Source organism: Nonomuraea sp. KM88 (genome assembly GCF_052245635.1).
GTDB lineage: Bacteria > Actinomycetota > Actinomycetes > Streptosporangiales > Streptosporangiaceae > Nonomuraea.
On sequence record NZ_JBQQCC010000001.1, the window covers coordinates 934,585 to 955,615 of the forward strand.

Annotated in this window: 23 protein-coding genes; 9 read left to right on the forward strand and 14 right to left on the reverse strand. The window is 72.1% G+C overall.

Translation table 11 applies throughout. From position 1 onward, the window contains the following. The 7 genes from ACTWPV_RS04305 to ACTWPV_RS04335 all read right to left on the reverse strand — a co-directional run bounded on the left by ACTWPV_RS04305 (position 1) and on the right by ACTWPV_RS04335 (position 6,490). The gene (locus ACTWPV_RS04305; RefSeq protein ID WP_443150668.1) at positions 1-870 is read right to left on the reverse strand and encodes an ABC transporter permease; all 870 of its coding nucleotides are present in this window, start codon (positions 868-870) and stop codon (positions 1-3) included. Continuing rightward, the gene (locus tag ACTWPV_RS04310) at positions 870-1,796 is read right to left on the reverse strand and encodes an ABC transporter permease (RefSeq protein ID WP_347642202.1); all 927 of its coding nucleotides are present in this window, start codon (positions 1,794-1,796) and stop codon (positions 870-872) included. Before ACTWPV_RS04310 ends, ACTWPV_RS04305 begins: the two co-directional genes overlap by 1 nt. Continuing rightward, complete coding sequence (locus tag ACTWPV_RS04315) at positions 1,793-2,842, reverse strand: LacI family DNA-binding transcriptional regulator (RefSeq protein ID WP_347642203.1); 1,050 nt, start codon at positions 2,840-2,842, stop codon at positions 1,793-1,795. The genes ACTWPV_RS04310 and ACTWPV_RS04315 overlap by 4 nt, the downstream gene beginning before the upstream one ends. A 34-nt stretch (positions 2,843-2,876) precedes the next feature. Continuing rightward, complete coding sequence (locus ACTWPV_RS04320; protein ID WP_443150669.1) at positions 2,877-4,424, reverse strand: ABC transporter substrate-binding protein; 1,548 nt, start codon at positions 4,422-4,424, stop codon at positions 2,877-2,879. Between the two features lie 12 nt (positions 4,425-4,436). Continuing rightward, on the reverse strand, positions 4,437-4,775 hold the full coding sequence (locus tag ACTWPV_RS04325; protein ID WP_347642205.1) for a hypothetical protein: 339 nt from the start codon (positions 4,773-4,775) through the stop codon (positions 4,437-4,439). Positions 4,776-4,783: 8 nt separating this feature from the next. Continuing rightward, positions 4,784-5,746 (reverse strand): DUF6772 family protein, encoded by a 963-nt coding sequence (locus tag ACTWPV_RS04330; protein ID WP_347643122.1) that lies wholly within the window; start codon positions 5,744-5,746, stop codon positions 4,784-4,786. A gap of 273 nt (positions 5,747-6,019) precedes the next feature. Beyond that, complete coding sequence (locus ACTWPV_RS04335) at positions 6,020-6,490, reverse strand: PPOX class F420-dependent oxidoreductase (protein WP_443150670.1); 471 nt, start codon at positions 6,488-6,490, stop codon at positions 6,020-6,022. A 114-nt stretch (positions 6,491-6,604) separates the two neighbouring features. On the opposite strand from ACTWPV_RS04335, the gene ACTWPV_RS04340 reads away from it, so the two are divergent. Together ACTWPV_RS04340 and ACTWPV_RS04345 are read left to right on the forward strand one after the other, a co-directional pair. Continuing rightward, the gene (locus tag ACTWPV_RS04340) at positions 6,605-7,312 is read left to right on the forward strand and encodes a ThuA domain-containing protein (protein WP_443150671.1); all 708 of its coding nucleotides are present in this window, start codon (positions 6,605-6,607) and stop codon (positions 7,310-7,312) included. Further along, complete coding sequence (locus tag ACTWPV_RS04345) at positions 7,297-8,418, forward strand: Gfo/Idh/MocA family protein (protein ID WP_443150672.1); 1,122 nt, start codon at positions 7,297-7,299, stop codon at positions 8,416-8,418. The genes ACTWPV_RS04340 and ACTWPV_RS04345 overlap by 16 nt, the downstream gene beginning before the upstream one ends. 125 nt (positions 8,419-8,543) lie before the next feature. Here the strand turns inward: ACTWPV_RS04345 and ACTWPV_RS04350 are convergent, their stop codons facing one another. Next, positions 8,544-9,449: a class I SAM-dependent methyltransferase gene (locus ACTWPV_RS04350; RefSeq protein WP_443150673.1), complete on the reverse strand. Its 906-nt coding sequence runs from the start codon at positions 9,447-9,449 to the stop codon at positions 8,544-8,546. 327 nt (positions 9,450-9,776) lie between these two features. On the opposite strand from ACTWPV_RS04350, the gene ACTWPV_RS04355 reads away from it, so the two are divergent. Beyond that, positions 9,777-10,400, forward strand: coding sequence for a methyltransferase domain-containing protein (locus tag ACTWPV_RS04355; protein ID WP_443150674.1), 624 nt, complete (start codon positions 9,777-9,779; stop codon positions 10,398-10,400). Positions 10,401-10,556: 156 nt separating this feature from the next. Here the strand turns inward: ACTWPV_RS04355 and ACTWPV_RS04360 are convergent, their stop codons facing one another. The 4 genes from ACTWPV_RS04360 to ACTWPV_RS04375 all read right to left on the reverse strand — a co-directional run bounded on the left by ACTWPV_RS04360 (position 10,557) and on the right by ACTWPV_RS04375 (position 13,942). Beyond that, complete coding sequence (locus ACTWPV_RS04360) at positions 10,557-11,561, reverse strand: NAD-dependent epimerase/dehydratase family protein (RefSeq protein WP_443150675.1); 1,005 nt, start codon at positions 11,559-11,561, stop codon at positions 10,557-10,559. Beyond that, complete coding sequence (locus ACTWPV_RS04365; RefSeq protein WP_443150676.1) at positions 11,558-12,196, reverse strand: TIGR04282 family arsenosugar biosynthesis glycosyltransferase; 639 nt, start codon at positions 12,194-12,196, stop codon at positions 11,558-11,560. The genes ACTWPV_RS04360 and ACTWPV_RS04365 overlap by 4 nt, the downstream gene beginning before the upstream one ends. Then, a complete protein-coding gene (locus ACTWPV_RS04370) occupies positions 12,193-12,858 on the reverse strand; it encodes a glycosyltransferase family 2 protein (protein WP_347776585.1) in 666 nt (221 codons plus the stop codon). The genes ACTWPV_RS04365 and ACTWPV_RS04370 overlap by 4 nt, the downstream gene beginning before the upstream one ends. A gap of 193 nt (positions 12,859-13,051) precedes the next feature. Beyond that, a complete protein-coding gene (locus ACTWPV_RS04375) occupies positions 13,052-13,942 on the reverse strand; it encodes a sigma-70 family RNA polymerase sigma factor (protein WP_443150891.1) in 891 nt (296 codons plus the stop codon). Between the two features lie 126 nt (positions 13,943-14,068). Between ACTWPV_RS04375 and ACTWPV_RS04380 the strand changes: the two genes are divergently transcribed. After that, positions 14,069-14,371: an antibiotic biosynthesis monooxygenase family protein gene (locus tag ACTWPV_RS04380; protein ID WP_347776586.1), complete on the forward strand. Its 303-nt coding sequence runs from the start codon at positions 14,069-14,071 to the stop codon at positions 14,369-14,371. Positions 14,372-14,390: 19 nt separating this feature from the next. Here ACTWPV_RS04380 and ACTWPV_RS04385 read toward each other — a convergent pair whose 3' ends face one another. Further along, positions 14,391-14,972 (reverse strand): flavodoxin family protein, encoded by a 582-nt coding sequence (locus ACTWPV_RS04385; RefSeq protein WP_443150677.1) that lies wholly within the window; start codon positions 14,970-14,972, stop codon positions 14,391-14,393. A 129-nt stretch (positions 14,973-15,101) separates the two neighbouring features. On the opposite strand from ACTWPV_RS04385, the gene ACTWPV_RS04390 reads away from it, so the two are divergent. The 4 genes from ACTWPV_RS04390 to ACTWPV_RS04405 all read left to right on the forward strand — a co-directional run bounded on the left by ACTWPV_RS04390 (position 15,102) and on the right by ACTWPV_RS04405 (position 19,017). After that, positions 15,102-16,328: a LuxR C-terminal-related transcriptional regulator gene (locus ACTWPV_RS04390; RefSeq protein ID WP_443150678.1), complete on the forward strand. Its 1,227-nt coding sequence runs from the start codon at positions 15,102-15,104 to the stop codon at positions 16,326-16,328. 138 nt (positions 16,329-16,466) lie between these two features. Continuing rightward, the gene (locus ACTWPV_RS04395; RefSeq protein ID WP_347642217.1) at positions 16,467-17,519 is read left to right on the forward strand and encodes an ABC transporter substrate-binding protein; all 1,053 of its coding nucleotides are present in this window, start codon (positions 16,467-16,469) and stop codon (positions 17,517-17,519) included. Next, complete coding sequence (locus ACTWPV_RS04400; protein WP_347642218.1) at positions 17,519-18,346, forward strand: ABC transporter permease; 828 nt, start codon at positions 17,519-17,521, stop codon at positions 18,344-18,346. Before ACTWPV_RS04395 ends, ACTWPV_RS04400 begins: the two co-directional genes overlap by 1 nt. After that, a complete protein-coding gene (locus ACTWPV_RS04405) occupies positions 18,322-19,017 on the forward strand; it encodes an ABC transporter ATP-binding protein (protein ID WP_347642219.1) in 696 nt (231 codons plus the stop codon). The genes ACTWPV_RS04400 and ACTWPV_RS04405 overlap by 25 nt, the downstream gene beginning before the upstream one ends. A gap of 35 nt (positions 19,018-19,052) precedes the next feature. Here ACTWPV_RS04405 and ACTWPV_RS04410 read toward each other — a convergent pair whose 3' ends face one another. Beyond that, positions 19,053-19,670, reverse strand: a complete 618-nt coding sequence (locus ACTWPV_RS04410; RefSeq protein ID WP_347642220.1) for a TetR/AcrR family transcriptional regulator — start codon at positions 19,668-19,670, stop codon at positions 19,053-19,055. 91 nt (positions 19,671-19,761) lie between these two features. On the opposite strand from ACTWPV_RS04410, the gene ACTWPV_RS04415 reads away from it, so the two are divergent. Continuing rightward, on the forward strand, positions 19,762-20,967 hold the full coding sequence (locus ACTWPV_RS04415; RefSeq protein ID WP_347642221.1) for a cytochrome P450 family protein: 1,206 nt from the start codon (positions 19,762-19,764) through the stop codon (positions 20,965-20,967). The last annotated feature ends 64 nt before the right edge of the window (positions 20,968-21,031 follow it).

Consider the following 21,031-nt stretch of genomic DNA (forward strand, 5'->3'; position numbering starts at 1 on the left):
TCACAGCTCCGTCATCGGGTCGGAGGCGTCGCGCAGCAGGTCGCCGAGGACGCCGATGCTGACCACGACGAGCGCCAGGGCGGCGCCCGGCACGGCCGCGATCCACCAGGCCGAGGCGAGGTAGTCGCGGCCTTCGGCGATCGTCGAGCCCCAGGACGCCTGCCCGGCGGGCACGCCGAGGCCGAGGAAGCTCAGCGACGCCTCGGCGACCATGGTCAGGCCGACCTGCACGGTGGCCGCGACCATCAGCGGCGGCAGGCACGACGGCAGGATGTAGCCGGCGAGGATGCGGGCGTGGGAGGCGCCCATCACCCGCGCCGAGTCGACGAACTCCCGGTCGCGCACGGCGAGCGCCGAGCCGCGCACCACCCTGGCGAAGATCACCCATCTGGTGACCGCCAGGGCGATGATCACGTTCACCATGCTGGGGCCCAGGACCCCGGCCAGCAGGATGGCCAGCAGCAGGCTGGGGAAGGCGAGCTGGATGTCGCCGACCCTGGAGATGATCCCGTCGGCCCAGCCGCCGAAGTAGCCCGCGAGCATGCCGAGCAGCAGCCCGACCGTTCCGCCGACGGCCACGGTCACCAGCGCCACGGTCAGCGAGGTGCGCATCCCGGCCAGCACCTCGGCCAGGAGGTCCTGCCCGACCTGGTCGGTGCCGAGCCACGCCGTCGCGCCGTCGGACAGCCGGGCGCCCGGCGGCAGCAGCCGGTCGACCGGGTTGGTGCGGGCCGCGTCGTACGGCGCCAGCAGCGGCCCGAGCAGGCCGGCCAGCACGAACAGCAGCACGGTCCCGAGCGCCAGGTGCGCGCGCAGGGGCAGCGCGGCCAGCCGGCCGGCGAGCGTCGCGCCTCGCACGTTCACTGTCATCAGGCGTTCTCCAACTGGATCCTGGGGTCGAGATACACGTAGAGCACGTCGACCAGCAGGTTGAGCAGGATGTAGCAGACCGTGATCACGGTCAGGACGGCCTCGACCACGGCGTAGTCGCGGAAGGTGATCGAGTCGATGAGCAGCGACCCGATCCCGGGCCAGGCGAAGATCACCTCGACGATGACGCCGTTCGCGATGAAGTAGCCCATGAGCAGGCCCAGCATGGTCACCACCGGCACCAGGGTGTTGCGCAGCACGTGGATGGAGAAGACCACCCGCGGGCTCATGCCCTTGGCGTGGGCCGTGCGGACGTAGTCCTGGTTCATCTCCTCGAGGATTCCGGTGCGTACGAGCCGGCCCAGCCAGCCCACGAACGGCAGCGCCAGCGTGAACGCGGGCAGCAGCAGGCTGACCATGGTGCCGTCGGCCGTGCTGGGCAGGATCTGCAACCAGCGCGCGAAGATGAGCGAGAGCATGATGCCGATCCAGAACGGCGGCAGCGCCTGGCCGACCAGCGAGGACACCGAGACCAGGTGGTCGGCCCAGGTGTTCGCGCGGCGGGCGGCGAACGTACCGGCCGCGAAGCCCAGCACGATGGTGATCACCATCGCCCACGCCGACAGGGACAGGGTCGAGCCGAGGCGCTCCAGGCAGGCGTCCAGGGCGCTGACGCTCTGCCGCCAGGAGTGGCCGAAGTCGAGGGCGACGACGTCCCGCATGTGGGTGGCGTACTGGACGAGCAGGGGCTCGTCGAGCCCGAGGTTGCCGCGCAGCTCCTCCAGCGCCTCGGGCGTGGCCTGGCTGCCGAGGATCAGCTCGGCCGGGTCGCCGGGCAGCACCCGCAGGGCGATGAAGACGATCGTGATCGCGCCCCAGATCTGGAGCAGCGCCTGGGCGAGCCGCCGTCCGAGGTAGGCGGTCATGTGCCGCCCCCGCCGCTCGACGCCCGCACGACCAGCCGGGGCGGGAACAGGACCTGCTCCGGCGCCCCCGCCGCCGCGCCGAGCCGCCGCAACATGCGGTCGACGGCGGACACGGCGATGTCCGCGGCGGGCAGCTCCACGGTGGTGAGCGAGGGGATCACGTAGGGGGCGAACGGGTGGCCGCCGTAGCCGACGACCAGGATGTCGTCGGGGATCCGCAGCCCGGCCTCGTCGGCGACCCGGTAGACGCCGAGCGCGAAGTAGTCGTTGCCGGCCACGAACGCCATCGGGCGCTGCGCGGACCGCACGACCTCCCTGGCCAGCCGGTACGCCTCGCTCGGGTCCCACGGCATCGCGCTCTGCTCCAGCCGCCGGGTCGGCACCCTGATCACGGTGTCGGGTTCGACGGGCAGGCCGCTGTCGGCCATGGCCCGCCGGTAACCCTCGACGCGGTCGGCGACCGCCGAGACGCCCAGGTCCTCCTCCAGGAAGTAGATCTTCCTGGCGCCCTGGGCGACGGCGTGCCTGGCGGCCTCGTAGCCGCCCTTCACGTGGTCGACGCCCACCAGGTCGGCGTTCAGCTCGGGCACGTCACGGTTGATCAGAACCAGCGGGACGCCGGCCGCGCGGAAGCGCCGCCAGTGCTCGGCCCCCTCCTGCACCGTCACCACGAGCACCCCGTCCACGCCGCGCCGCAGCAGCTCCTCGGCCGCGCGCCGCTCGTTGGCCAGGCTCTCCTCCGTCGCCATCAGCAGTAAGGAGTAGCCGTGCCGCCGGCAGTGCTGCTCCATCCCGCTGATGAGCTGGGCGTAGAACGGGTTGGACGGATTGGTGATCACCATGCCGAGCGTGCTCGCGGAGCCGAGGACCAGCGACCTGGCCGTGGAGTTGGGCACGTAGCCCAGCCGCTCGGCCTCGGCCTTCACCCGCTTGCGCGTCTCCAGGCCGACGCTGTCCTTGTCGGCGAGGGCTCTGGAGACGGTGTTCACGGAGACGCCGAGGCTCTCGGCGATGTCCTTCAGTGTCGTACGGCGTGCCTCACGCATGGCGCTCCCGGGCTGGGGTCTGGTCTCGCACGGGTCACCCGGTGGCCGACACCGTGCGGAACTCGGGCTGGCTGTTGGCCGCGGGGACGAATCCCGCGACGGTGGAGCGCAGCCCGTACGTGGCGGCCAGCGCCGCGGGGAAGACGCCGACCGCGTCACGCCAGATGATCTCGCATGCCCGGCCGTACAGCGACTTGCGCTCGTCCTGGTCGGAGGTGGCCTTGGCCTTGGCGAGGATGCCGTCGAGCTCCTTGTTCGCGTAGCCCATGCGGTTGGCCTCGCTGGTGTAGAGCCGGCCGAGGGTGTAGTCGGCGTCTCCGGTGGTCACCGTGTTGACCTGGAGCTCGATGTCCCAGTCGAGCGCCGTGAGCCGCTTGAGCCAGGCCGCCTTCTCGATCTGCTGCGGCTCGACGACCACGCCGACCTTGGCCCAGGCCGAGATGATCGACTGGGCCAGCTCGGTGGCGAGGGGCCCGGTGTCCTTGAACCACATCATCGAGGTGCGGATCCCGGAGCCGTGACCGGCCTCGGCCAGCTCGCGCCTGGCCAGGTCGGGGTCGTATTCGTAGGGCTTCTGGGGGGCGTGACCGAAGACGGCGGACGGGATCGGGGCGTCCATGATGGCGGCGGCGTCGCCGTACAGGCTGGAGACGATGGTCTTGACGTCGAGCGCGTGGAGCAGCGCGCGGCGCACGCGCGGGTCGGAGAAGGGTTTCCTGCCGCAGTTGAACCAGGTGAGGAAGTAGTTGACGCCCGGCTTGCTCTCGATCTTCACGCCGTCGACGCCGCGCAGCCGTCCGAGCTCGTCGGGCGGGATGATCCAGGTGACGTCCACCTCGCCGTTCTGCAGCGACGTCATGCGCGTGGAGGACTCGGGGATGTACGGCAGGCGCAGGCCGGCCAGCTTGGGCGCCCCGCCCCAGTAGCCGGGCGCGGGCTTGAGCAGCAGCTGCGACGAGGGGGTGAACGACTCGACGGCGAAGGGGCCGCTGCCGATCGCGTTGCGCGACAGGTCGCCCTTGCCGATCTGGGCGGCCGGCAGGATGAAGGCGAGGGCCAGGTTCACCAGCAGGGTGCCGGCGGGCTCCTTCGTGGTGATCGTGATGGTGCGGGGGCCGGGGGCCTTGATCGTGTCCACCGTGGACCACAGCGGTTTCTGCGGGCCGTCGGAGGCGGCCAGGCGCTCCAGCGACGCCTTGACGTCGGCCGAGGTCAGCTTGCCGCCGTCGTGGAAGACGACGCCGTCGCGGAGGGTGAACTCCCACGTCGTCTCGTCGGGCTGGCGCCACGACGTGGCCAGGCTCGGCGCCGCCTTCTCGCCGTCCCAGGCGACGAGCGTGTCGTAGATCTGCCGGTTGGCGAGCAGCGACGCCTCGTCCACGGCGCTCGGGCCGTGCGGGTCCAGGTCGTTGATCGCCTGGTAGAACGCGGCGCTGAGCGGCCGGTTCCCTCCTGCGGCGGGTCCCGTCCCCTTGCCGCCGGGGGCGCACCCGGTGACGAGGGCGGGGAGGGAGGCGCCGGCGGCCCCGGCTCCCAGGAGGGCCAGGAACCGCCGCCTGCCCACTCCCTCCGTTGCCGTCATGTCGAGCTCCTCTCAGCTCTTGAGTGCCAGGTAGATCAGGACCTTGGCCTTCGGGTCGCCGCCGGTCAGCGTGGCGCGCAGGCGCAACCAGTGGCCGAACTCGCGCACCCGCATGGACACCAGCCCGGGTTCCGTGGCGATCTGCTCGGTGCTCCCGTCGTCGTCGCACCAGTGCAGCCCGTCGGGGGAGATCTGGGCGGTCAGCCGCAGGGCGGGCGCGTCGCCCTCCAGAGCCAGGGTCCGGACGAACCAGCGCGCCTCCGCGGCCCAGCCCGCTTCGTACGGCTCGGTCGCGAAATCTGCGGTGAAAGTGGTGTTGCGTTCAAGAACGGCGGTAAGAGCGTGCCTCATGCCGGTGCTCACCAATCCACGGAAATCAGTGCGGAATCAAGGAAAAGGAAGTTGCGTACCGGAGAATGGGTGCGCACGCTCACGTAGAAATTGAGCAGGTTCTCCAGGCCGTCGTACTTGTCGGGATAGGCCGGCACCGGGACCTGGCGCATGTCCATGATCCGGTCATTGACCTGCAATTCGATGTTCGTCCGCGTCCTGGTGTCGAACTGCCAGCGCAGATAGTGCCAGTTGACCTTGGTCGGCACCTCGTTGTAGCAGAGGAACTGCGGCTCCTCGTCGAGCGGGCGCCAGTCCTCGGGGTTCGGCGCGGTGAAGTCCTCGGTGGGCGAGAGGTTCTCCTGGTTGTGCAGGTTCTCCCTGGGCGTCGGCTCGGGCACCACGGGGTACATCCAGCGCCTGGTGAAGTTGTGGTCCAGGTCGGTGTTCTGGTAGCGGGCGACGCAGTGATAGCGGATGCCCTCGCCGTCGCACAGGTCCGTGGCCACGGTGAATGCCCCGAACTGGGCCTCGGACGGGTGCAGGTTGCCGTCCCACTCGATGTCGCCGAAGCTGTTGCCGAGCGAGGACTCGGCGGTGGCCGCCTCGCTCTTGTAGGTGAAGTACGTCTCGAACTGCACCACTCCGCGCCTGGCCATGGTGAGCCGGCGGATCGCCACCGCGGTGTGGCCGGTCACCGGCCGGGTGGCTACCTTGAGCGCGTAATTCCCGCTCATCGCGGCGTGCGTGCCGATGTCGAAGAAATCGCACGCGCTGAGCTGCGGCGGGCGGAAGTCGCGCATGTGCACGTCGACCGTGTCGAGATTTCCGTGGCCGTCGTGGTTTCCGATGAGTTCGCACCAGCCGTGCGTTCCTGTATTGAACTCGTCGAAGGCGAGTATGCGGGGGAGCGGGTTGAACTTGGAGAGTTTGGGGTCTGCTGCGATCAGCGCGCGCCGGAGGTCGTCGGCCGGAACACGGGTGGTGTCCACGCTCAAGGGGGCGTCCTTCTCGTCGACAATTCCCTGGGGAGGATGAACGTTCACGTGAACGTTAATTCCAGGTTTCGAGGACGCTAACTCGCCCAATTGCGGATGTCAAGGGACCTACGCGGACATTCCGACGAGAGGTCGTGGCTTCGCGCGCCGCGCCCAGCCGCTCAGCGCCGTGCTCAGCGCCGTGCTCAGCGCCGTGCTCAGCGCCGTGTTCAGGGGATCGGGCGGCGGCGGCCGGTGCCGCCGCCCGATCGTCGAGACGTCCGGGTCTCAGTCCCCGGACACCAGACGCGCGGGGAACCCGCCGGTCGCGATGGGCCCCCAGCGCTCGATGTGCAGGCGGATCAGCGACTTGTCCTGGCGCCGCATGGCCGCCCGGTACTCGTCCCAGTCGGGGTGCTCGCCGGCGATGCACCGGTAGTACTCGACCAGCGCCTCCAGGGCCTCCGGTATGTCGAGCACCTCGGCGCGGCCGTCCACCTGGACGTACGGGCCGTTCCAGTCGTCGGACAGCACGCAGATCGACGCCCGCTCGTCACGGCGGGCGTTGCGCGCCTTGGCACGGTCGGGATAGGTGGAGACCACGATCGTGCCGCCCGCGTCGACGCCGCAGGAGACCGGCGAGAGCTGCGGCCGCCCGTCGGCGCGGGTGGTGGACAGCAGGCCGTGATGCCTGGGGCGGAGGAAGTCGAGCAGCTCGGGCAGCTCGACGCGGCGTGCGGTAGCGATGTTCGGAGCCATCTCATGTGCCTTTCGCTCAGCTGAGGTCACGATCCTTTCACCGGCCCGGCCTCCTGGAACGCGGGGCGGGATGCGACCATCGGAGTCGTTGACCACAGAACGATGGGTGATGGCATGACAGGTGAGAACGGCAGGAAGGCCCTTGTGGTGCGGGGAGGCTGGGAGGGGCACGCCCCCGTCGAGGCCACGGAACTCTTCGTGCCCTTCCTGGAGAAGCAGGGATTCGAGGTGGTCAAGGCGGACTCTCCCGCACTGTACGCGGACCCCGCGTTCATGTCCGGCGTCGACCTCGTCGTGCAGTGCTACACCATGGGCACGATCGAGCGGGCCGAGCTGCAGGGGCTGGAGGCCGCGATCCGCGCCGGCACCGGGATGGCGGGCTGGCACGGCGGCATCGCCGACTCCTTCCGTAACTCATCCGACTACCTGCACCTCGTCGGCGGGCAGTTCGCCTGCCACCCGGGCAAGGGCCCGGACGCCGACGACGTGGGCAGGCAGGAGCACTACTTCGTCCCGTACACCGTGAACATGTCGCCCGAGGCGGCCGGCCACCCCATCACCGAGGGCATCGCCGACTTCGACCTCGTCACCGAGCAGTACTGGGTGCTGACGGACGACTACGTCGACGTGCTGGCCACGACCACGCAGCGGGTGCGCCCGTGGGACCCGTGGCACCGCGAGGTGACCTCGCCCGCCATCTGGACCCGCCGGTGGGGGAAGGGCCGGATCTTCGTCGCGACCCCGGGGCACAGCGTCGACGTGCTCCAGCACGACAGCGTACGCACCGTCATCGAAAGGGGCATGGTGTGGGCGAGCCGGTGAACGTGGGCGTCGTCGGGTGCGGCGCGATCTCCGCCCAGTATTTCCGCACCATCGAACGGCTGCCGCAGGTGCGGCTGGTCGCGGTGGCCGACCTCGACCTCGACAGGGCGCGGGAGGCGGTACGGCCCTACCCCGGCACCGACGTGCTGAGCGTGGCCGGGCTGATGGCCGACCCGCGCGTCGACGTCGTGCTCAACCTGACCGTCCCGGCGGCCCATGCCGAGGTCGCGTTGCAGGCCATCGCCGCCGGCAAGGACGTCTACTGCGAGAAGCCCCTGGCCGCGAACGTGGCCGACGCGGCGCGGGTGCTGCAGGCGGCCGGCGAGGCCGGGGTGCGCGTCGGCTGCGCGCCCGACACGGTGTTAGGGACGGGCACGCAGACCGCGCGCAAGGCGATCGACGACGGCCTGATCGGGCGGCCCGTCGCGGCCACCGCGACGATGATGACGCCGGGTCACGAGCGCTGGCACCCCAACCCCGACTTCTACTACGCCCCCGGCGGCGGCCCGCTGCTCGACATGGGCCCCTACTACATCACCTGCCTGGTGACGCTGCTCGGGCCGGTCGCGACCGTCGTCGGCGCCGCCGGGCGCACCCGGGCCAAACGCACGATCGGCTCGGGCCCCCGGCAGGGCGAGGAGATCCCGGTCAGCGTCGACACCCACGTCACCGGGGTGCTCGTGCACGCGTCAGGGGCGCTGTCCACGCTCGTGATGAGCTTCGACGGGGTCGCGACCAGGTCACCCAACATCGAGGTGCACGGGGAGAAGGGCTCGCTCGTCGTACCCGACCCGAACCACTTCGACGGCGCCGTCCTGGCATCGGTGCTGGGGGAGGAGGGCTGGCGGGAGCTGCCGGCGGCGGCCGGCTACGTCGAGGCCGGGCGCGGCGTGGGACTGGCGGACCTCGCGTCGGCCGGACTCCACGCGGCCGGCGGCGCGGAGCCGCGCGCGGGCGGATCGCTGGCCTTCCACGTGCTCGACGTCATGGAGTCGCTGCTGGACGCGGCGCGCTCCGGCACGGCGGTGACCACCGCGAGCACCTGCGAACGCCCTCCGCCCGTGGCCCTGCGCTCCCTCGCCGGCGGGCTCGACGGCCTGCCGTAGGCGTGCGACGGTTCGGCCCTCCGTCCCGTCGTGGACGGGACGGGGGGTCTCGGACGGAGGACCGCCCGGCCACCGGCCGCCGGGCCTCCTCGCCTACGCGCGCGAGCAGGCGGTGAGGAACGTGTTCACGATCGAAGAGCCGGGCGCTGGAGGTGCCAGACGACGACGGCGGGGACGCCGTCGATGGCCGCCCGCGCCGCCTCGGGCGCGTGGTCGACCAGGACCCACGGCCACAGGTCCCAGGGGCCCAGGGTCCCCGGCTCCTTCGGCGGATCCTGCGGTTCGGGAACCTCGGCGCCGGGCTCCCGAGGCTCCTCGCAACGGCGCACCTCCAGCCCCGCCCCCAGCGCGGCGCGTACGTAGTCGCCGATCCGGTGGTGGTAGGTGGCCACGCGGGCGGGCCGGTCGTCCGGCAGCCGCAACGACGGGATGATGCCGCGGGCCACGCCCTCCGGGTGGATGTCGGAGAGCACCACGTGCCCGCCCGGGCGCAGCACCCTGGCGAACTCGGCCAGCACCGGATCCAGCGAGGGGACATGGGTGAGCGCCAGGGAACAGACGATCAGGTCGACGGAGGCGTCATCGACCGGCAACCGGTCGAGCGGGCCGAGCCGGAAGTCGCCCTCCGGCACCCGCTCGCGAGCGCGGGCGAGCATGTCGGGGGAGCTGTCGACGCCGATGACCCGGTGGCCGCGACCGGCCAGGGCCGCGGCGAACCTGCCCGTGCCGCACGCGGCGTCCAGGGCTAGGCCCGCCGGCAGCGTGCCGACGATCTCCTCGATGATCGGCTCGTCGTAGGAGAAGGCCGAGTTGGGATCGTCGTACGTGCGGGACCAGATCCGGTAGCCCTCGACGGTGTCGACGCGGACGACGTCGACGGCGGCATCGGCCAGTGCCGGATCGTCCAGCAGGCGCCGGATCTCGGCGATGCGCGCCTCGACGAACGCGCGGTCGTGCTCGCCGGTGAAGGAGCGCATCAGAGCCATGCCTTCGAGGCCGAGCACGTAGGCCAGGGGGTTCTCGTACGTCACGGCGACACGCTAGCGACGGGGCGAACGCGCGTGCCAACGCTTTTCCCGCGCATGCGAATGCTCAGGGTGAACGAGGAATAACAGACGGTATATCCGGTAAGGACACCAGCATCCGACATCGGATTCGGGGGGATGAGTGCCGGATACGCCGCCCGGCCGCGCGCCTGACGCGTCCGCGGCACCACGTCACGAGGCCGCGCGACCGAGAACGCGCACCGGCCCACCCAGCCCGCGTCCGGGTCCGTCCGGCCCGCGTCCGGACGCGCGCGGCATCGTGCCGGACGCTCGGGGGAAACGGATCCGATCCCCCGCGGGAGCCGGGGCGCCATGATCGGCGCGTTCTACGAGCACAACCTGCGAGGACGGTACGTCGAGGTCGAGTACGCCGACGGCCGCGTCCGCCCGCTCGCCGCCGAACGCTGGCTGCGGCCCATCGACGGCGACGACGACGTGCTGGACCGGTGCGGCGGCCCCACCCTGGACGTCGGTTCTGGAGCCGGCCGGCTGACCGCGGCGCTCGCCCGCAGGGGCGTCTTCGCCCTCGGCATCGACATCACCCCCCTGGCGGTCGAGCTGACCCGGCGCGCGGGCGGCCTGGCCCTGCTCGGGTGCGTCTTCCAGCCCGTTCCCTGCGCCGGGCTGTGGGCCGAGGCACTGCTGGCCGACGGCAACATCGGGATCGGCGGCGATCCCGTGGCGCTGCTGCGGCGCCTGCGGCAGCTGGTCAGGCCGGGCGGGTCCGTGCTCGCCGAGGTGCGCGCGCCGGGTTCGGGGAGCACGGTGGACCGCGTACGGCTGCGCCAGGGTGGCAGCACCGGCGAGTGGTTCCGGTGGGCGACCGTCTGCGCCGACGACATCGGCCCGCTCGCCGCAGGCTGCGGCTTCCCCACCGTCGACCTGTGGACCGTCGCCGGCCGCTGGTTCGCCACCTGCACCGGCCCGACACCGTAGCCGGTCTTCCTGGGCAGGGCGAGGCGCCGCGGTGACGCCGGTGGCCCGGCTCCAGCGAGTGGCTGCGGAAGCCATGACGCTCTCGCTCCGGTGAGTGGTGTGGTGGCGGTGGTGGTCCGGCTCGGGCGGAGTGGTGTGGTGGGGGGTTGGTCCGGCTCAGGCGAGTGGTGCGGTGGCGAACTCCTTCATGCCCTCCGCGAAACGGATCCGAGCCCGGAAGCCGAGCTCCGCGGCGGCCCGGTGCGGCGCGGCCACGATGTGGCGCACGTCGCCCAGCCGGTACTCCCCGGTGGTGACCGGCTCGGGGCCGCCGCGCTGGGCCGCCAGCTCCCCGGCCAGCTCCCCGACGGTGTGCGGCTCTCCGCTCGCGATGTTGTACGCCGCCAGGCACCCCGCCCGGCCACCGGCGAGGGCGGCCACGTTGGCGCCGGCGACGTCGCGGACGTGGACGAAGTCGCGCGTCTGCCCGCCGTCCTCGAACACCCGGGGCGCACGACCGGCCTCCAGCGCCGACCGGAAGATCGCCGCGACCCCCGAGTAGGGGGTGTCCCTGGGCATCCTGGGGCCGTACACGTTGTGGTAGCGGAGGGCGACCGCGGTGCCGCCGGTCTCGCGCGCCCAGTTCGCGGCGAGGTGTTCCTGCGCGAGCTTCGTGGTGGCGTAGGCGTTGCGCGGATCCACCGGCGCGTCCTCGTCGATGGGGGAGCAGCGCACCTGGTCGCCGCAGCGGGGGCAGCACGGCTCGAACGACCCCCGCGCCAGGTCCTCGGCCGAGCGCGGGCCGGGCCGCACCCGGCCGTGCCGCGCGCAGTCGTAGGCGCCCTCGCCGTAGACCACCATGGAGGAGGCCAGCACCAGCCGCCTGACGTCGCGGGCGGCCATCGCGGCCAGCAGCACGGCCGTGCCGTACACGTTGGTCGAGGCGTAGCCGGGCAGGTCGGCCACGTCCACGCCGAGGCCGACCCTGGCCGCCTGGTGCACGACCGCGCCGGCGCCCGCCAGCACCCGGTCGAGCAGTACGGGGTCGCGTACGTCCCCGCCGGAGCGCAGGTCGAGCGGCACGACCTCGTGACCTGACGCCTCCAGCGCCGCCACCACGTGACTGCCGATGAACCCGGCGGCGCCCGTCACCACCACCGTCCGGTCACGGGCGCCGGTCACAACCGCGTCCCGGTCCCGGCGAGCGCGGCGGCGTAACGGGAGTGGGGGGCCAGCGCCGCCACCTCGACCGCGTCCGCCATGGTGTCCACGTCGGTCAGGCACGGCAAAGACGCGACGCTCATCCCCGCCTCCTCCATCCGCCGCAGCTGCACCTCTCCGGTGTCCGGCTCCGACATGGGCACGCCGAGCAGCAGCGCGGGGTCGGGGTCGCGCAGCCCGAGCAGCCAGAAGCCGCCGTCGTTCGCGGGGCCGAACACCGCGTCGCGGCCGTCGAGCAGGGCCACGGCCTCGGCCAGCAGGTCCGGGGTGATCTGCGGGGTGTCCATGCCGATCAGCACGACGGGGACGGGCAGCAGCCGGTACGCGTCCTCGAAGGCCGCCGCCAGCCGCTCGTCCAGGCCGCCGCCGCGCTGCGGGAGCACGGTGAATCCTGAGGGCAGCCACGTTCCGGGCGCGCCGTCGAGGGCCAGCACCCGGCGTACGGCGGGCGCCCGGGCGACCGCGCGCAGCGTGTCCTCCAGCGCGGCCCCGGCCACGGCGGCCGCCTCCTCGGAGGTGAGCGGCGGGACGAGCCGGGTCTTGACCTTCCCCGGCACGGGCTCCTTGGCGATCACGACGATTTGAGTCTGGTTCACGCGGTTCCGTCCTGGCGGGTCATGACCCGCCGCATGTCGCCGATGGCCCGCAGGGTGCCGCGTACGGTGCCGGTCACCTTCGACCGGCCGTTGCGGGGCAGGTAGTCGACATCGACCTCGACGATGCGCCAGCGCGCGGCCCCCGCGCGCAGGACCATCTCCAGCGGGTAGCCGAAGCGCCGGTCGACGATCCCCAGCCGGAGCAGCGCGACGCGCCGGCAGGCGCGCATCGGCCCCAGGTCGCGCAGCCGGGCACCGGTACGGCGGCGCAACCGCCTGGCCAGCACGGCGTTGCCCAGCCTGGCGTGCGCCGGCCACGACGCGCCGGGCCGGCGGACCCGGCGGCCGAGGACGAGGTCGGCCTCGCCGGCCATGACGGGCCCGCTCACCCGGGGCAGCTGCTCGGGATCCAGCGACGCGTCGGCGTCCATGAAGCACACGACGTCCGAGGTGGCGGCGGCGAGCCCGGCGTGGCAGGCGGCGCCGAACCCCGTCCGCGGCTCGCTCACCACCGTCGCGCCGAGCTCGGCGGCGATCTTCGCTGAACCGTCGGCCGAGCCGTTGTCGACCACGATCGGGTGGAAGCCGTGCGGCATCCGCCCGAGCACCCACGGGAGGGCCGCCGCCTCGTTGAGGCAGGGCAGCACCACGTCGATCTTCATGCCGCCGACGCTACTGCGATGTCCCGGTTCGCACCCTTGCGCCGGGTGCCGTCTTTCCGAGAAATGACCAGCTCAGAGCCATCAGGAGAACCGGACGCGGCAGCCGGCCCACCGGCTCCGGCCCTCTGAGGCCCGTCCGCGTAGCGCACCGTCCGGGCCGGTGGGGGCACCGCGTGGTTCCGGACTCCACCCGTCAGCCCCGCGGCAGGGCCAGGTCGAGCCGCGCGACACGTTCGGGGTCGGAGAGGATGTCGATCGCGGCGATCCTGCCGTCGGCGATGGTGAAGCCGAGAACCGATCGCGGCCGGCCGTCCTCGCTGCTGATCAGCCCGGCCGCCCCGTTCACCAGCACGCGCTGCACGGTGTGGGTGGTCGTGAACCGCTGGAAGTTCGGGGCGTGCCCGGCCACCGCGGCGGCGCCGCTGATCGTCCACGAACCGCCCTCGGCGAAGGCGCCCGCGTCGATGCGCAGGACCACGTCGGGATCCAGGACGGCGAGCAGCGCGGTGAAGTCACCGCCGCGAGCGGCCGCCAGGAAGGCGTCGACGACCCGGCGCTGGCGTACGGGGTCGCGGTCGGGCGACGGGACCGTCCCTCGTACGCGCTGTCTGGCCCGGCTGGCCAGCTTCTTGGCCGTGTCGGGGGAGCGGTCCACGATCGTGGCGATCTGCTCGAACGGCACCGCGAACATGTCGTGCAGCACGAAGGCCAGCCGTTCCGCCGGACGCAGCGAATCCAGCACCACCTGCAGCGCCAGGCCGACGGCGTCGGCGATCAGCGCCTCCTGCTCGGGGTCGCCGCCGTCCTCGGGGCTGACGACCGGATCGGGCAGCCGCTGCTCCAGAGGGGCCTCGCGGCGCGCGGCGCGTGCGCGCAGCATGTCCAGGCAGACCCGGCCGACCACCGTGGTGAGCCAGCCGCCCAGGTTGCCGATCGCGCCGGAGTCCGTACGGCTGAGCCGCAGCCACGCCTCCTGCACCGCGTCGTCGGCCTCGGTGAGAGAGCCGAGCATCCGGTACGCCACCGCCTTCAGGTGGGTGCGGTGTTCTGCGAATCGTCCGGCCAGGAACTCGTCAGCGTCCACGGTCACGTCATCCTTCGATCAGGGTCGTTCCCTTCCTTGACGGAACGGACCCGGCGAAGGTGACGGATCCGGCGAACCCTAATGTGTACCCGTACGGCAGGAACGCGTGAGCGGGAAGGGAAGCCCATGATCGCCCGCATCTGGAACGGCGCCACCCCGGCGGAGAAGTCCGGCGACTACCTGAAGCTGATGCGGGAGGTCGCGCTCCCCGACTACCGGTCGACCCCCGGCAACCGGGGCGCCTACGTGCTGCATCGCCTGGACGGCGAGGTCGCGCACTTCCAGATGCTGACGTTCTGGGACTCGGAGGAGGCGATCAAGGCCTTCGCCGGCGACGACGTCACCGTCGCGAAATATTACGACTTCGACGACGCCTTCCTGCTGGAGAAGGAGCCCCGGGCCGTCCACCACCACGTGTACGACACGTGACCCGCGGCGCGCCGCCCGCTCAGGCCGCCTTCGCGGCGGTGAGGAGGGCGGCGTACCCGGCGACCCGGGCGCCGAGGTGCTGGGCGGTGCGCAGGTCGGAGTCGTGCATCAGGTCGGGCCCTTCGTCGATGTTGGACTGGGCGGCCGCGCCGAGCCAGACACCGAGCCGGTTGAGGTCGTGCTCGGAGGCGGTGCCGGCGTTCCATCCGGACTTCAGGCCGAGGCCGACCCAGAGCATGCCGTGCTGCGCGGCCAGCAGGGCGAGGTATTCGAGCGTGTGCAGCTTGTCGCCGCTCATCGATCCGGAGTTGGTGAACCCGGCCGCCAGCTTGCCCTCCCACGCCTGGTCCTGCCAGCGGCTGACCGAGTCGCGGGCGAAGGTGTGGAAGTCGGGGCTGGCCGAGCCCATGTAGGTGGGCGTGCCGAAGACGATCGCGTCGGCCGCGTCGAGAATCGACCACTGCGCCTCCGTGATGCCGTTCACCGGCACCGTCTCGGCCTTGACGCCGGCCACCGCCGTCGCCCCGGTGCGCACCGCTTCGGCCAGCCGCGCCGTGTGCCCGTACCCGCTGTGGTAGGCCACCGCCACAAGAGTCATCATGTTCTCCTCAAAGTCCTCATGCCGACAGCCTGGCGCGGCGGCCGTCCCGGGCGAACCGGCCGTTCGGGTGGTCCGCGCCCACCCGAACGGGTGGCCGTTACCGCGGACGGCCGGGCTAATCTGAACGCCATGGCCGATGAGTCGTGGTCGGGCGCCATGTCCGCGGTGCTGGACGTGCTGCGGGCGCCGTTCGACGAGATCCTGCCGCGGTTGTCACGCGTGCTGGCGACCGTGCTGCCGCATGACGGGCTGGCCCTGCTCGCCGGCGACTGCGTGCTCATGTCTCCGCTGCTGACCCACGGCCTCGACGAGGTGACCGCCGATGAGATGGAGCCGCTGCTCGGCCGGGTCGACGTGCGCACGCCGTGGCTCGGGCGGCTCCGGCTGGGCGGTGAGCCGCGCCAGGTGCTGGCGGTCGCGGTCAAGCCGCCCGAGTCGCGAAGTGGCATGGCCGCCATCGTCCTCGGCGACGACGCCGAGCCCTCGCCCGCCGTGCGCGGCCTCGTCCAGCAGCTCGTGGAGGTCGCCGTGCTGCACCTCGCCGACCTGGTCACCGGCGCCGAACGCGTCGGCGCGTTCACGGCGGTCCCCGACACCGACCTGGCCGACGCGCACGCCGCCACGCTCACCGCGCTGCTCGGGGTGCTGCGCTCGCGCAGGCTCGACGACGCCGCGGCCCGCCGTACCGCCATCGAGCTGGCCGTACCCGCGCTGATCGAGACGCGCAACGGCGGCGAGCGGGAGGCAGGAGAGGAGCGCGCGGGCGAGGCGTTCGGCATCCTCACCGACAAGCTGTCGCTGCTCACCCGGTACGACGCCATCGCCCTCGATCTGGCGGCGCCCGAGCCGCCGGGCCGTCCCCTGCCGGGGGTGGTGGCGCGCGCCGCCAGATCCGTGGCGCTCGGCGCGGTGCTGGCCATGCTCCAGCAGGGCGGGGTGAGCCGGATCAGGGTGTCCTGGCAGGTGGCGGATCTCGTGCTGCGGGTGACGGTGCGCGACGACGGGCCGGGCACGATCGCCGCCGACGCGCTGCCGGTCCACCGGCTCCGCGACCGCCTGGCCGGGCTGGGCGGGGTGCTGGAGGCCGACCCGGTTCCCGGCTGGGGCACGACGATCGTCGCGTCCGTCCCGATCGCCGCCGGGCCGCCCGCGGCCCCGCTGGATGCGCTGAACCCCAGGGAGCACGACGTCCTCGACGAGTTGGCGCTGGGCCGTCGCAACCGCGCGATCGCCGAGCGGCTGGGCATCAGCGAGAACACCGTCAAGTTCCACGTGGCCAACATCCTCGGCAAGCTCGGCGTCACCACCCGGGGAGAGGCCGCCGCCCTGGCCCGAGGGCTCCGGCGCACCGGCTGACCTGCGACCCCACGGGCTCGCGACCTCCTCCATCCCGTAATTACCAATAAAATTGGTAGGAAATATTGATTTAAGAGTGGGGCGTGCCTATCGTGAGGAGGACTTGATCTCCTGTCGCACGTCGAAGGGCCATGCCGGATGCCTGTTCCCTCCCTGTCGCGCCCCGCGCTCGCCATGCTCCTGCTCGCCGCTCTGACCGCGTGTGCCCAGGCCGGCGCGGGAGAGCGGCCGGCGGCGGCGCTCCCGGCGGACGCGCCGCTGCCGAGCTCCGTTCCCAAGGGCACCAAGCTGATCATCGGTGACCCCTCGACCAAGGTCGCGCTCCAGCTCTCGGGTGAGATCGACGCGTTCTCGTTCGCCATCGAATGGGCCAACATCAGCGGCGGCCCGCAGACCAGCGAGGCGTTCCGGGCGGAGGCGCTCGACGTCGGCGCGGTCGCGGACATCCCGCCCGTCCACGCGACCTGGACCGGGCTGTCCGTGAAGATCGTCGCCGCGAAGTTCCGCAAGGACCCGCTGAACCACCCGATCTACGAGCTCGGCATCGCGCCGGGGGCGAACGTGAAGACCCTGGCCGACCTGCGCGGCAAGAAGATCGCCTTCAGCCCCGGCCAGGCGCAGGGCGCCCTGATGCTCAGGGTCCTGAAGCGGGCTGGGCTGACCAAGGACGACGTCACCCTGGTCGAACTGCCGAGCACCGGCGACGTCTACCCGAACGCGCTGGCCTCCCGGCAGGTGGACGTGGCCCCGATCGGCGGCGTCAACATCAAGCGGTACCTCACGAAGTTCGGCAAGGACGGCGCCACCACCGTCCGCCACGGCCTGCGCGACGACCCGGCCCACCTGTACGTGCGCCGGCAGGTGCTGGAGGACCCGGCGAAGGCCGCCGCGCTGCGCGAGTACGTCGCCGCCTGGGCGCGCGCCACCCGCTGGACCTACGAGCACCCCAGGGAATGGATCGACGGCTACTACGTCAAGGACCAGGGCCTGTCCGCCGCCGACGGCCGATATCTGGTCGACCAGGCGGGCGAGCCCGAGATCCCGGCAGACTGGTCGCAGGTCGTCGCCCGGCACCAGGAGACCATCGACCTCCTGGCCGAGGAGACCGGCAACCCGCCGCTGAAGGCCCAGGACCTGTACGACTCGCGCTTCCAGACGGTCGGCGCCGACGCGGTCAAGGACGGTGCCTGATGACGCTCGTCACCTCCCGCCCGGCGAGCGCCGCCCCGCGCCCGCGTGCCCGCCGCCGCCTGCGTCCCGGCCGGCGGATCAGGCTCGGGTTCCTGCTCGGCCCGTTCCTGCTGCTCGCGCTCTGGGCCGCCGCCTCGGCCACGGGCCGGCTCGACCCCCGCTTCCTGTCCGCTCCGTGGACCGTGGTCGCCACCGCGTACGATCTGGTCGGGACCGGTCGGCTGCAGGACCACCTGCTCGCCTCGGTCCAGCGGGTCGTGCTGGGGCTGGCGATCGGCATCCCGCTCGGCACGCTGCTCGCGCTGGTGTCCGGGCTGAGCCGCTGGGGTGAAGCCCTGATCGACGGCCCCGTCCAGCTCAAGCGGGCCATCCCGTCGCTCGCGGTGATGCCGCTGCTGATCCTCTGGCTGGGCATCGGCGAGGTGATGAAGGTGACGGTCATCGCCGTCGGCGTGCTCGTGCCGATCTACATCCACACCCACAACGGCCTGCGCGCCATCGACAGCCGCTACGTCGAGCTGGCCGAGACGGTCGGCCTCGGGCGTGGCGCGTTCGTGCGGAAGGTGGTGCTGCCGGGCGCGCTGCCCGGGTTCCTGCTCGGGCTGCGGTTCGCCGTCATGACGGCCTGGCTCTACCTGGTCGTGGCCGAGCTGATCAACGCCACCAGCGGCATCGGCTACATGATGGACCTGGCGCGCACGTACGGGCAGACCGACGTCATCCTCGTCGGGCTCGTCCTGTACGGCCTGCTGGGCCTCTTCTCCGACGCCGGGGTCAAGCTCGTCGAGAGGAGGGCGCTGTCGTGGCGACGGACGTTGGCGAGCTGATCCGCGTCGAGGGCCTGACCCGCCACTACGGCTCGCGGGCCATCCTGGACGGGCTGGACCTGGAGATCGCGCCAGGAGAGTTCGTGGCGCTGCTCGGGCAGAGCGGGTCGGGGAAGAGCACGTTGTTGCGGGCGCTGGCCGGGCTGGACTTCGACGTGGCGGGCGACGGGCTGATCGAGGTGCCGGCGCAGGTGTCGGTCGTCTTCCAGGACGCCAGGCTGCTGCCCTGGCAGCGGGTGCTGGACAACGTCGTGCTCGGCCTCGACGGCGCCGTGGAGCGCGGCCGGGAGAGCCTGGCCGAGGTGGGCCTGGCCGGGCGGGAACGCGCCTGGCCCAACGAGCTGTCGGGCGGCGAGCAGCAGCGGGTGGCGCTGGCCCGGTCGCTGGTGCGCGAGCCCAGGCTGCTGCTCGCCGACGAGCCCTTCGGCGCGCTCGACGCCCTGACCAGGCTCAGGATGCACGGGCTGCTGCGCCGCCTGGTCGAGCAGCACCGGCCCGCCGTGCTCCTCGTGACCCACGACGTGGACGAGGCGATCGCGCTGGCCGATCGCGTTCTCGTGCTCGACAGGGGCCGGATCGCGGCGGAGCAGCGGCTCGGCGCCGGCGCGGGCGCCGGCCAGATCCGCGCCGAGCTGCTGCGGGCCCTCGGCGTGACCGCGGAACGCGGGTGAGGCGGCCCGCGCGCTCCTGACGGACGGGCACGGCGTCAGGCCGGCGGGCCGGAGGGCCCCGGCCTGGCCAGCAGCGGCATGACGGCCTGGTCGATGTACTCGTCGATCTGCTCGTCGTCGGGTGACGTGCCGTGGTGCATGAAGTGCTGCAGCAGCAGGCCGCTTCCGACCAGCACCGGGATGGCGGAGGCCGACCCGGCGGTGATCTCCCCGCGGGCGGCGGCCTGGCGCAGCAGCTCCAGCATGGCCCGCTGGCGGGGGCGGACGAGTCTCTCCATGACGGCCTCGGCGACCGCAGGGTGCCGCCGCCGCTCCGCCACCAGGGTCATCAGGACGTCGCCGGCCTGCCCGGCGAGGGAGCGGGCCATCATGCGGGACGCGGCACGGAAGTCCTCGCGGATCCTGCCGGTGCTCTCATGCCCTTCCGTCGAGGGCAGGACGTGCTCCAGCGCGTCGATGGCGAGGTCTTCCTTGCTGGGCCAGTAGCGGTAGACCGAGGTCTTGGCCGCGCCGGCTCTCAGGGCCACCCCTTCGATGGAGACATCGCCGTAGCCGTGCTCCACCAGCTCGTCGAGCATCGCCTGCCGGATGGCCTGGCGCATGGCCTCGCGGCCGCGACGCTTGGCGCGGGGCGGGCTTTCCTCGTCGCTCACACTGCCCACTATAGCAACGCTTGCGTATCTATACGCCGAGTCGTAGCGTCTTATAGATACGACACCGTTTCTACAGAGGGAAGAGAGCGACATGGACGATGCGTATTCCCGCTACGCGACGCTTCGCGAGGCCGGCCCCGTGCACCGTGTCGCCACGCCGCTGGGCGGCGAGGCGTACATGATCACCCGATACGAGGAGGCCCGCGCGGCGCTGCACGACCAGCGGCTGTCCAAACACCCCAAGAACGCCCCTGGCTTCCTGCGCGACTCGGGGCTCGTCACCGAGGCGGCGGGACCCGTCGGCGTCAACATGTTGTCGAGCGACCCGCCCGACCACACCCGCCTGCGCCGGGTCGTCGGCAGGGCGTTCACGCCGAGACGCGTGGAGGCGCTGCGCCCGCGCATCCAGCAGATCACCGACGACCTGCTCGACGCGCTGCCCACGGGGGAGGAGATCGACCTCATCGACCGGTTCGCCTTCCAGCTCCCGATCACCGTGATCTGCGAGATGCTCGGCGTCCCCGTCGAGGACCGCGACAGGTTCCGTGCCTGGACCCGCGCCATGACCCTCGTCGTCTCGACGCCTGACGAGAGGCGGCGGCGTGAGGAAGGCATGGCGGCGCTGGAGGTCTACCTGTCCGGCCTGATCGAGCGGTGCAGGAGCGGCGTCGACCGCGAGGTGCCGCACGAGGACCAGCCCGACCTGCTCAGCGCTCTGATCGTGGCCGCGGACGAACGGGGCGAGCTCGACGAGGACGAACTGCGCGGCACGCTCATGCTGCTGCTCATCGCCGGGCACGAGACCACGGTCAACCTCATCGGCAACGGCACGCTCGCCCTGCTCCGCAACCGGGACCAGCTCGACGCGCTCATCGCCGACCCCGGGCTGCTGCCTTCGGCCGTGGAGGAGTTGCTGCGCTATGACAGCCCGGTCGAGAACGCCACGTTCCGCTTCACCCTGGAGGACGTTGAGCTCGGCGGCTTCACGATCCCCGCAGGAAACCTGGTGCTGGTCTCCTTGGCCGGGGCCGACCGCGATCCCCTGCGCTTCGACCGCCCGGGCGAGCTCGACCTGGCCAGGGGGGACAACCCGCATCTGGCGTTCGGGCACGGCATGCACTTCTGTCTCGGGGCGCCGCTGGCCAGGCTGGAAGGCATGGTGGCCTTCGCGTCCCTGTTCGGGCGCTTCCCCGGGATCCGGCTGGCGTGCCCGGCGGAGCAGCTCCGGTTGCGTTACCAGAGCCCTCTGGTGATCGTCCGCGGGCTGGAGGCGCTGCCCGTGGTGCTCGAACGCTGACCGGCCCACCGCCCCTCCCCCCATAGGGGGCGGTGGCCGCAGGGACCTCTGTGCAGGCAGTTTG